General features: G+C 44.5%; 9 protein-coding genes. 8 read left to right on the top strand and 1 reads right to left on the bottom strand.

All coding sequences use genetic code 11. The features are described from left to right. The first annotated feature begins 620 nt into the window (after positions 1-620). The 7 genes from AC3A8L_RS16245 to AC3A8L_RS16215 all read left to right on the top strand — a co-directional run bounded on the left by AC3A8L_RS16245 (position 621) and on the right by AC3A8L_RS16215 (position 8,552). Positions 621-1,007, top strand: coding sequence for a hypothetical protein (locus AC3A8L_RS16245; protein WP_487963323.1), 387 nt, complete (start codon positions 621-623; stop codon positions 1,005-1,007). A 7-nt stretch (positions 1,008-1,014) separates the two neighbouring features. Then, entirely contained in the window at positions 1,015-1,488 is a 474-nt protein-coding gene (locus AC3A8L_RS16240) for a hypothetical protein (RefSeq protein WP_487963322.1), read from the top strand. Further along, positions 1,485-1,655 (top strand): hypothetical protein, encoded by a 171-nt coding sequence (locus AC3A8L_RS16235; protein ID WP_487963321.1) that lies wholly within the window; start codon positions 1,485-1,487, stop codon positions 1,653-1,655. Before AC3A8L_RS16240 ends, AC3A8L_RS16235 begins: the two co-directional genes overlap by 4 nt. A 1,495-nt stretch (positions 1,656-3,150) precedes the next feature. After that, positions 3,151-5,406, top strand: coding sequence for a DUF1592 domain-containing protein (locus tag AC3A8L_RS16230; protein WP_487963320.1), 2,256 nt, complete (start codon positions 3,151-3,153; stop codon positions 5,404-5,406). Further along, positions 5,403-6,956 (top strand): DUF1552 domain-containing protein, encoded by a 1,554-nt coding sequence (locus AC3A8L_RS16225; RefSeq protein WP_487963319.1) that lies wholly within the window; start codon positions 5,403-5,405, stop codon positions 6,954-6,956. Before AC3A8L_RS16230 ends, AC3A8L_RS16225 begins: the two co-directional genes overlap by 4 nt. Before the next feature lie 859 nt (positions 6,957-7,815). Next, positions 7,816-8,076, top strand: a complete 261-nt coding sequence (locus AC3A8L_RS16220; RefSeq protein ID WP_487963318.1) for a hypothetical protein — start codon at positions 7,816-7,818, stop codon at positions 8,074-8,076. Positions 8,077-8,210: 134 nt separating this feature from the next. Beyond that, complete coding sequence (locus tag AC3A8L_RS16215) at positions 8,211-8,552, top strand: hypothetical protein (protein WP_487963317.1); 342 nt, start codon at positions 8,211-8,213, stop codon at positions 8,550-8,552. A gap of 513 nt (positions 8,553-9,065) precedes the next feature. Here AC3A8L_RS16215 and AC3A8L_RS16210 read toward each other — a convergent pair. Next, the gene (locus AC3A8L_RS16210) at positions 9,066-9,581 is read right to left on the bottom strand and encodes a hypothetical protein (protein ID WP_487963316.1); all 516 of its coding nucleotides are present in this window, start codon (positions 9,579-9,581) and stop codon (positions 9,066-9,068) included. 296 nt (positions 9,582-9,877) lie between these two features. Here AC3A8L_RS16210 and AC3A8L_RS16205 point away from each other — a divergent pair, with 296 nt between their 5' ends. After that, positions 9,878-10,057, top strand: coding sequence for a hypothetical protein (locus tag AC3A8L_RS16205; RefSeq protein WP_487963315.1), 180 nt, complete (start codon positions 9,878-9,880; stop codon positions 10,055-10,057). Positions 10,058-10,402: the final 345 nt, after the last annotated feature.

Raw genomic sequence — 10,402 nt, 5'->3', positions numbered from 1 at the left:
TCAAGGGATTCAAAATGATCAAAAATGGACGAATTCAAGAAGTACCCATGAGTGTTTTATATAAGATGCTGAATTATATAGTCTTTTCATGCGTTTGCCCTGGGGATGCAATAGAGTTGGCATCGTCACGGATAATTCGGCGACGTGAAGGGATTCACTAATGCAGCGTGAGCAGGATGCTCAAGAGCTGTCCGACCAGTCGACTAACTAAAAAATATAGAAGATTACGGGACAGGCACGCTAGCACTTACTATAGAGGGCGGAGTTTACATATCGGCGGCACCAAAAGTAACGATTGAGGGTGGTCGTCGTTGGGATAATTGTAATGGTGATGATTGTTTTTTTGGTTCTGGAGCTGTTGGTGGTGTAGTAAGTATTGGTGTTCAAGCTGTGGTTTATGCTTGCGTCGATGCATTGGCTATACATGAGTGCGTAGGACTTTCGCCGAACCTTAATGGCTCTGTTGAAGCAGGGGGGGAAATCACATTTAACGAAGCATCTTGTAACTCAGGTTGGGGTGGCGCTTTTATCCCTCCGACTAAAGCTAAAATTTCAGGCTCAGTGAGTGCCGAACTGGGTCCTCTTACTTATACTGGGCAGGTGGCATGGACATTCGACATATGAAAATATATAAGTTAGTTTTTTTGTTGTGCGTAATTATTGTGATGGTAGGAGGCGCTTTTGTTAAACTCTCTGACTACCGATTATTATCTGCACCAATGTATTACAGCGGAAAAATGCACTTTCTACCTGATGTGGAATTGCTAATTAATTGTGATTCTGGAGTTGAGGGGATCGATAGTTTTATCAGCGAGATCATCCTTAGTTCAAAAGATGAGTCGTCTGATGTGTGGAGTCAGGTTATTTTGGATTCCGATATTGATCAGTCAGTACTTAAAAAAAGGCGTGGTTTTTTTTCCAAAATTAATTCTGTAGATATTTTTTGTACCTACAAAAGAGGGGGGGCGGTATTATTCACTGGTAACAGTGCTTTATGGCGAGAGTAGTGAGCCTATGACGACTTTTCTTGTATTTAAGGAGAATAGCCAGGGAGATCTGGTTTATTTAGTGACGCTTCCTAGCAAAGATGATGGGTTTACCAATGCTGTAGCTTATTGGTGGGAGTACGCAACAAAAGAGCAGAGGGCGGGGGCATCGCTAGGCATTGTTGGGTTAGTTAAACTCCTCAAAGGAGACTTTGTAGCTGAGAATGGCGTAGCAGTTTTATCGCAATTTGAAAAGCCGGACCCTTCTTCAAAACTACTAGAATCTTATGAATTCAGTGAGCAATTATCAGAAATTTTGGTTTACGAGAACGGTGCCGCAGCTGTTTTGGGTGATGGGAGCTTATTGTTCTTTACTCAAGAGTCCGATGATACTTTTACATTGGTGGACCCGTCTTTGATTCCTCCCTTTCCTAGTTTGATTAATGAAATCATTGGTTGGCCAAAGGATGGATACTTTGAAAAGTTGGGTGGGGTTTTATGAAAGTAATAATTTTGTGTGTTATTTGCTCTTTGTGTTTGATTTCCGCTTGCTCAAGTGATGTTAATGGATGGCAAGAAGAACTCCTCCTTCAAGTCGACGAGCTCCGCCAAAAACAAATCACTTTAGAAAAAGACATGATTACGCTTAAAACGCAATTGGCCAAATAATACAGGACAGGCACCCTCAAAAAAAATAAAGACACCCATAATTAAGTGAAAACACTAGGCCGCCCCTACTTCAAGAATTTTTCGCTCATAGGTAAACGCCAATAAGCCCACGTACTAGCCGCACCTGCTCATCAACTGTAGCGTTGCCCCTCAATTAATCGAGGAAAATAATACAGGACAGGCACCCTTAAAAAATAACGACCACCAAGACAAAATAACGCAGGACAGGCACCTTTAAAAAATAACGATACCTAAATACATTAGAGAAATGGACCACCTCTACTTCAAGAAACTTCTCGCCCATAGACCCAAAACACACAATAGCCCCAAAGCTAATGCCTTGAGGTTATTTATTGGCTCAGCAGTGATGGTTGTTAGTGTCGAAGAATTGTAGTTGAAGTCGCTCGGGCTAAGCGGCGCGTTTTGGTCTTTGTCTTCGCTTAGAAAATAGTGCCTGATAGTGTTGTTCAAAATGCTGCGTTTGTAGCAGCCAAGTATCAATGTCGATATTTAATTGTGCGAGTATAGGCGGTAAGTTAACGGCGATTGCGCCCCTCTTATCGTTGCGGATAATTCGCCCCGTCCAGTCGACCAAGTTTATATAATCAATTTGGCCAAATACAATCCCTGTTTGTTCGGTGCCCTTCAGGTTGCCCTCGAACTTCAAAAAACAAAATACAGACAGGAAACAAAATACAGACAGGCACTCTAAAAAAATAAAGACACCCACAATTAAGTGAAAATACTAGGCCTCACCTACCGTCAAGAATTTTTCGCCCATAGATCCAAAACACACAATAACCCCAAAGCTAATGCCTTGGGGTTATTTATGGGTCAGCAGTGATAGCTGTTAGTGCCACAGAGTTGTACTTGAAGTCGCTCGGGCTAAGAGGCGCGTTTTGGTCTTTGTCTTTGCTTAGAAAATAGCGCCTGATAGTGTTGCTCAAAATGCTGTGTTTGCAGCAGCCAGGCATCAATATCGATATTTAATCGAGCAAGTATCGGCGGAAGTTTTTCACTAATTGCGCCACGCTGACGTATAGGATTTACTAATCCAACGATTGCAGGGATGCAATAGAGTTGGGCATCGTCATGGATAACTCGGCGACGTGAAGGGATTCACTAATGCAGCGTGAGCAGGATGCTCAAGAGCTGTCCGACCAGTCGACTAACTAAAAAATATAGAAGATTACGGGGCAGGCACGCTAGCACTTAAGGCGCAAAAAGTGACAATTCTTGTTCGCCGCGCATAAAAAAACCATATCGGTGACATCCATAGAATTTTTTTAAGTGTATGGGCCAGTACCGCTGGTGGATTTGGAATAACCGTTGAGGCTGAGCCCGTCACCGTCTAAGACATCGTAAATATAGAAACAGACTTAATGATAACGTTTGTAGTCTTAAAGCGTGATTGGCGTAATTCTTGAATAAAACGAGTATGCCAAATTTTAATTGTACGCACGGACGCGTTACCAGTGAAGTAAAGAGGGTGTTTATGTCAATGCGTGTTTTGGGGCCGTTTGTATTATTTGTCGGTATTTTGAGCGGATGCGGTGGCGGAGATCCAGGGCCTTCAGACATCCCCGCTGACGTAGCCGATCCTGGGAGTGTTACGGCGAAGAGCTCCAGCGCGACCACGCAATTGAGTAGCTCTCAATCTTCTGGCCGTTCTCAGTCTTCCACCTCTAGTACACTCAGCGTACTCAGTAGTGCTCGATTCTCCAGCGCCGCGCAGGTGAGCTCAGCGGCTTCTAGTTGGGCGATGTCCATGGGCCCTGCATCGTCGTCAGTGAGCAGTCCAAATAGTGTTGGAGGGGAGGGGAGCTCCAGTAGTGCGCAAAATGTGGCGGGTGATATTGATCGTGGTCGTACCTTATATGACGATCAGTGTGTTGATTGCCATGGGGGTGTTGGCGAAGGTGCACGTTTTACCGCCATTAATCAGAACTGCTCAAATACAGATTGTGATGACGCGACGTTATTGGCGGCTTATTTGGTAAGTAATATGCCGCTAGGTACTCCTGCAGAATGTGATGAGGCATGCAGTGCTGACGTTACTGCATTTATGTTAGCGGGCTACCCACGCGAGGGCGACAGTACACCCTATACCGGCGTAGCGTTTAGTTGCGACACTGATGTTGTTCCAGAGACACCTGCGTGGCAGCGGTTATCGAAAACACAGTATTACAATGCGTTAAATACGGTATTGGCTGAATTGATTGGCCATACCGGTATCGCTCAAGCAGTAATGAATGGGCATTGGGAATTAATGGATGAATTACCTGATGAAATTCGCCCCGAAGTTGACCAAGATTTACATGGGACCTATCGACGTTTAAATCAAACTGTGAGCTTAAGTCATGTGGAAGCTTGGTTTAACATTGGCCAGGCCACGGCAAATGCTTTGACCGAGACAGAGCGTTTAGCCCAGACAGTCCCGTGTTTTGAACAAATGAGCGTTGCGGCTTGCGTTGAGCAAACGATTAATTCTGCCGGGCGCCTTATTTTACGACGACCTATAACCGCAGAGGATCACGCGTTTTATAGTGCGTTTTACCGTGTTGAGAATCATGACGGAACGGCCTACGCCGATATTTTCACCGCGTTATTTAATGCACCTGAATTCTTGTATCACACCTACCACGGTAGCGCTGCAAGTGGCGAAAGTACTACTCTCGCAGCCCATGAATTGGCGAATAAATTGTCATTTCATTTGCTTGACTCACCACCGGATGTAACGCTAAGAGCAGCCGCTGATGATGGTTCGTTATTGAATGATGCGGTTTATCACGCTCAGGTTTTACGTTTACTGGCTGATGAGCGTGCGCAAACCACAACGCGTAACTTTTACCGCGAATGGTTAAAACTCGAAAACCTTAATCCATTGCATCAGTTTAACGATACGGAGAATTTTGTTGCTTTTTCGGAAGGCGTTTTACCCGAGTGGAATACCCATATTGGATTTATGGATGAGGTTCTCGACTTGCTGGATTATGGGACCTGGCAGCAGACTTGGGGGGTTAATGATGTTCTCACTTCGCAGCTCATTTTACCGAATACCGCCCACCTCGCTGAAATTTATGGTGTACCACAAAGTGCTACTCCTATTGAATCGCCCAATCATTCTCGCCCAGGCCTTTTTACTCGGCCCGCCTTTTTAGCGAATGCGGGTATTAATACCCGCCCTGTTATGAAAGGTGTATTCCTACGGCACACAGTATTGTGTGATGATATTCCTGCGCCGCCAGATAATGCCACCGATGATTTGCCGCCACTGGATCCTACGCTCAATACACGTGAGCGGGTCGAGGCGATTACCGAGCGCCCCGGTACGGCTTGCGCGTTTTGCCATGAAGCACTCATTAATGGGCTCGGCTTTGCGACTGAAAATTACGATGCGTTAGGGCGCTTGCGTGATACCGAGCGTGTGATTAGTGGCGGTGAAGTCATTGCTGATGTGGTGGTCGATACCAGTACAATTCCAAAAGTAACGAATGGCGATTTCACGCAAACTACGGGTGCCCAAGAGGTGATGGGACTCATGGCTGAAAGTGGCAAAGTAGAAGCGTGTGTGGCACGCCATTATTTTCGTTACAGCTTTGGTCGTTTTGAGGACGTGCAGGATGATGCGTGTGTCTTAGAGTCAATGCGTGAGGGGCTGCAGCAAGGCAGTCTACAAGATCTCATTATCCATACAGTAGAAAGCCAGGCTTTTAAAACACGCACATTTGTTGCTGGAGGTACCCAATGATTTCTTATCCTAATTCGCTCGTGCGTCGCCGTAAAGTGGACCCCGTAAAGTATTGCCGGCGCCAATTTCTCAAAGGCGCAGGTGCCAGTATTGGCTTACCGTTTTTGAGCTCATTAGCCCCCAAAATGGCGTACGGCCAAAGCGCACAATTGATTCCGCAAAAGCGTTTTGTGAATATTGCTACGCAACACGGTGGTGTTTTCGAAAGCGCAATGTATCCCAGTGAGAGTTTGTTGGGTGCAGACCAATCGCTTTATGCTGGGCATGATATTCGTCAGGGAAACTTAAGCGCATCGCAAAGTAATGGACGCACGTATTTGTCGGATATTCTCAGTGCGCCCAGCAGTGAGTTGACGGACGGAATTATCCAAAAAATGAATGTCCTGCGCGGCTTGGATATTCCTTTTTATATTGCGCATCATTCTGGCGGCCACCTGGGGAATTATGCCCGAAATGATGGGAACGGCAGCGATGGCGAAGCGATCCATGGCCGCTATATGCCGACGATTGATCAGCTCATGGCATGGTCGTCAGATTTCTACCCCGATCTATCCTCTATTACGGAGCGATCTTTGATTTTGGGCTCCCATGGGCGATACAGCTACAATTGGAGTAATCCCTCAACACGCTCAGGCGTTGTTGAAGAAACGCCACATCATGCCAATATTTTTCAATTATTTGAGCGCATATTTGCGACCAGTGATACACAGCAGAACCCGCCGGATACTTTTGTTGTTGATCGTGTGATTGAAAATTATCGCTCGCTTCGCCATAGCAATAAGCGTTTAAGTGCGCTCGATGCGCAGCGCCTTGATGATCATATGGATAGGCTGTTTGAGCTCCAGCGTCGGTTGAATGCAACGCCTGTTGGCGGCGCATTTTGTTCGAATAAAAGCATTACCTCTTGGTCGGATTATTTTGGTGAGAGCCGCGCATGGGTCGAGGTTGTTGAAGCGGCCTTTTTGTGTGGGTCTAGTGCGATTGCAGTCATTCCTGTATTGGAGTCGTTGTATGACCAAAATACCGCAGACTGGCACCAGAGTATTGCGCATCAGTGGAATTTACCCGGCCCGCAGGAAAAATTACAAACTGTTAATCAACAAGTTTTTGAAAATATATTTTTAAATTTAGTTAATCGCTTAAATGTGCCGGAAGATGGTGATACCACGATTTTAGATAATACCTTAGTGTGTTGGACCCATGAATCTGGCGAGGAAACCCACAGCTCCCGTTCTGCACCAGTGATAACCTGCGGTAGTGCAGGAGGCTATTTTAATACAGGCCTATATATGGATTATCGGCGGCGTGCGGAGGAAGGCATGTTGTTATCGTGGGGCGATCGACAAGGTTATTCCGGTTTAATGTATAACCAGTGGTTAGCCACGGCGTTACAGGCAATGGGGCTTCCGCCAAGTGAATGGCAAGCCATCGAACACAATGCCGCCACCGGTTACGGTACCAGTAATACATCCGAGGATTATGCAAGGGTGCAAGTCGCTGGTGTAGAGGCCAATGCGAGTAGCGTACTACCGGGTTTAAGGGCCGGTTAGCCTGTGGGGTATTCTGAATATATCTGAAGGCTTCGTGGTTAGGTCTGGTTTTTATTTTCACCTTTCTCACACCGCTACACTTAACGTTACTTGGGTATATAGCTTGTTGTTCTAGAAGTGCATTATCCGGTTGCATGAGGGCCCCCATGCCAATGAATAATAATTTTCAATATTCGTTTTGCTCATCAGGGAAGAATGCAGACCAGGCACGCACGAACAGGGTTGAGGTCAGCGTAAACCATTTCGCTTAAAACCTTGTCGGTAAGTAATGTTTGGGGTTTTAATCGTTTTTTATTTGCAAGGACGTAATCGGGAAGGATGTACTTTATTGGGCAGTGTATAAGCAAGCGTGCACTGCATTTTCGCCGATGTTCGTAACTTTTACCGTTAACCTTGTCAAAGCAGCACAAAAACTCCATCCAGCACAACGGCTTGTAATGTTGTAGAACGGCGTATTCTCTATCGATACCCATTGGCTACGTGGTTGAGGTGTGAATGCTTATCCAGTGCTTTATGGTTCAGCGTTCAATTATGTTGGTAACGGAGTCAAATAGCGAATTTTTTAGATTTTTAGTTCTTTATGCCTTTGTAGTGATTCGGGGAGTGTATGTGCTCGTTTATTTGTTTGGTTTCGACGATGTTCGCTATGATTACACTATCGAAGATATAAAAAAGTTATCGGCGAAACTAAGTGTCTTAGATAAAGTTAATAAACCGCTTAAAGTTCTGTCATTTTTCTGGCTTAACCTATTTATTATTATCCACTAGGCTGCATGAGTTGTGCTGCTCCAAAATCGATTTTTATGGTAACTTTAGTTTAATCGCACAAGACAAATAACGCCTTAATAAGGAGAATTTCTTGGATGTAGAGTTTTATGATTTCAAAGAGCATATTGGCTCTATTGAATGGATTTATAGTTTGCCCAAGGGGCTGATCAACGAAAAAATTGACCTCAGGTATCATGCGGTGTTTATCACAAAGTTAGGCGACGGATATCAAGTCTATGTTGGCCCTAAGAATCCGGATTTAGGGGGTGATGGCATTATGGTAACGCTAGATGATGGTCTTAAGCTTAAAGATTACGTCATAGAGAGGATTGAGCCAGATCTTAGTCTCTAGCAGTAGTTTTTTTCGTTGTGTTTGGAGCGTAGGTGTTGACTTTTGGATTTGGAGTGATCTGATTAGGTGTTCATTGTTTGGCTTTACTGTTTATAGTTCACTGAAAATTGAGTGTTTGAATGTTGGCGAAAATTATGAGTAGATTAATCGCATGTGTTTTTACGATTATGCCATCTATAGCATTGGCTTCTGATATGGGGTCTGCTGAGTTCTGGTTCATTCCGATTCTTATTATTTCTTTTTTCAGCAGTTGTTTGTTCTATCTAATTACGGGGTTTTTATTTTCAGTACTTGCGAGGAGGTTGGGGATGAAAAGTCTCTGTAAAACTCCTCTTGTTTTTGGCTTAATAACGATCGTATATCTTTTTAGTGCAGGTTCAGAATTGCTGGTGGTTTCCCTTGCTTTAGGGGTAGGGCTGTCTAGTTTGGCTTATTACAAGGTACTTGTTAGCGGCCGCTTCTTATCAAAACTCTAAGCTTGATTACCGAATTTTTAAGTTTTATGGGAAGAATTCAGGTGTGCCTGTTCGTGATTTTTTGCCCCCTCAAAAATGCCGATACAAATCAATAACCGAAAAAACCATTATCACAACATTTTCGGTTTGTGGGTGTCCGCGAATTGCGAAGAAACCAACCTACTTGTTATTACTGGCTAGAACAGCAACAACTTGATGCCCTTTGCTGTAGACGATGTCGGCAAGCCAATCCAACTAAGGGGCGAGCATGAAATAACTTCCCGTTTTTGAATTCCTGGGTGCACGCTTGCCTTCGTTAAAAATATTTGTAATAGCCGGCTATTACGCCATATTTTCGCCTCGTCAAGCAAGCGCCCACAAACCCAAATTCCAGCAACTTATTCCGTGCACGCCGCTTAATGGCGATGCGTCCATTACAGTGCCAGTCTACATTGATTACTTACCGTCAATTTAATGTTGCGAAGCATGGTTTTAGGGGCGACTTAGCATAACCCCAAAACTTTCGACATGACTCTATAAGCTACAGGGCAAGTATTCCGTTAAATCACCTATAATTCCATTTATTTTACAGTGCGAGGCAGGCTCTGAAAGTGAGATAGACTCTGGAGAAAACTCAAAGATCTCGTTTTGTGTTGCGGGGCCATTTGTTATTTCCCACATGGGTTCATTGGCATCACAGCGGTCATTTTTATTGATGTCAATATACAGACCAATCCCAGTATAATCTGTCAACGCTTGGGGTAAATGCAAGCTAAACGAGCCGTCGACAATTTCAATATCAGCGATACCTATATACCCTTTGTCATGGCCCTGAGTCGTTAAGACTCGAGCCTGAGAGCCATTATATGCATTGAACTCTGTGCCGTTCACATCTAAATCTACTTTATCTCGACCCTGTTCAATAACACTAGAGTCAATTGTTACGCAAGCCGAAGATGAATCTGGCGCATTACCAGAGTCGCAAGAGCTGACAAGACAGGTCACGCCAACTAGCAGGCTAATCAAACAGTATCTTTTAATGGTACGCATGTTAATCATCTCTTTAGAGTGAAAGAACGCAGTGTAAGCTCATATCAAAAGTTTTCGTCAGTAATAGTGAATGTTTAGTGCAGGCACTGTCACACTTCGGCTTTATGGCGCTAGCGGCAGGCTAAAATTAGCCAGAACTCGCTGTAAATACTTCCGTGTAAGCTCCACAGCGCAATCCCTTGCGCCGAGGGTTTCAGCTAACTTTATCCTGCCGCTTTTGGGGACTGGGTGTCCTCGATTAATTGAGCTCGCTAAGAAGCCGTTCAATTAGGCTTTTGACGCGAGAGGGGAAGCCCTTGAATCTTGTTTTTCATTCCGACCAAGGCTGCCACTATATCAGCTATGAATTTCGCAATTCGTTAATCAGTAAGGGGGTTAGTCAGAGCATGAACCGACGCGGTAACTGCTGGGATAATGCGCCGATGGAGCGTTTTTTAAAGCCCTTGGATTTAAAATCGAGCGCATGCCGCGCTTAGGCTATGAGACATTTGAGGATGCCGAGACGGATGCAATGAATTACATTGATTATTACAATGCCAAGTGACCAGGTACGCACAACAATGGGCTGTCATCTATTCAGATTGAAGAAATCAAGCCAGCAGTAAAAAACATATGTTACCAATTGCTGCCTATCAAATACCCCAGTTTTTGTTGACCACAGCAGGGGAAGATTCAAAAGGCGAATTGTTTTAGGTTTAATGTTCTTTATGCCATTTTATTGATTTGACGAGTGCATGTCCTCGTTTGTTACTGTTTACGTTTTTAGGGGCAGCCCTTTCAAGGTGACTTTTTAACCAGTTTTTCCTTCGCTAATAGCTTTG

This window comes from Marinagarivorans sp., assembly GCF_982758155.1.
Note: the sequence above shows the minus strand (reverse complement) of the source record. Positions and strands in the feature narration are given on the sequence as shown.